This is a genomic window from Mesorhizobium sp. M7A.F.Ca.CA.001.10.2.1, assembly GCF_003998575.1.
Classification (GTDB): domain Bacteria; phylum Pseudomonadota; class Alphaproteobacteria; order Rhizobiales; family Rhizobiaceae; genus Mesorhizobium.
Window position 1 is genome coordinate 1 of sequence record NZ_RZQY01001177.1, and the last position, 816, is coordinate 816.

At 68.4% G+C, this 816-nt stretch carries 1 protein-coding gene; it reads left to right on the forward strand.

Translation table 11 applies throughout. The features are described from left to right. Window positions 1–816, forward strand: an 816-nt coding sequence (locus EN964_RS35975) for an OmpA family protein (RefSeq protein WP_164776522.1), incomplete at both ends; no start/stop codon positions are given.

The following is an 816-nucleotide window of genomic DNA, read 5'->3' on the forward strand; positions in this document are numbered from 1 at the left end:
CGTGCAGGCTGCCGGCCCGGCTACCGGCGCCTCCGGTGGCGCCTCCTACCGCGATCCCTTCGAGCCGGATTTCTGGTCGCAGCAGGTAGCGGCGCCCGGCGCCGAAGCCAGCGCCGAGCGCACGAAGATCGAGGGCGATCCGGCCAAGCCCGGCGACAAGACCGCCGAAACGAAAGTGCTCAAAGTCAAAGCCGTGCCGCCTGTCGCGGCCGCACCGCTTGAGCCGCTGGCCAAGGACGCGACCGGCAAGCAGGCCGCGAACCCTGCCACGGCAATGGCCGGCGAGACCAAACCGGACGGCACCACGGTCGCCGACGCAGCCAAGGCAGAGCCTGAGGCGCAAAAGGCCGCCAAGCCCGACATCGGCGAAAAGGCGCCAACCGCGGCTGCCGTCAAGGCAGCTGCCGACGTCAAGCGGCAGCTGGCCGATGCCTTCAAGCCCGGCGACAAGCTGCACGACGGCGTCTCGGTCGAAGCCACCGACAAGGGGATCGTCATCTCGATCACCGATCAGCTCGACTTCGGCATGTTCGAGGTCGGCTCGGCATTGCCGAGACGCGAACTGGTGCTGGCGATGGAGAAGATCGGCCGCATCGTCAACAGCCAGAAGGGCACCATCAGCATCAACGGCCACACCGATGCCCGGCCGTTCCGCGGCGACAGCTACGACAATTGGCGGCTGTCGACGGCGCGCGCGCATTCCGCCTACTACATGCTCGTGCGCGGCGGCGTCGACGAACGCCGCATCACCGAGGTCGCCGGCTTCGCCGACCGCCAGCCGAAAATAGCAGCCGATCCATTGGCGGCCGCGAACCG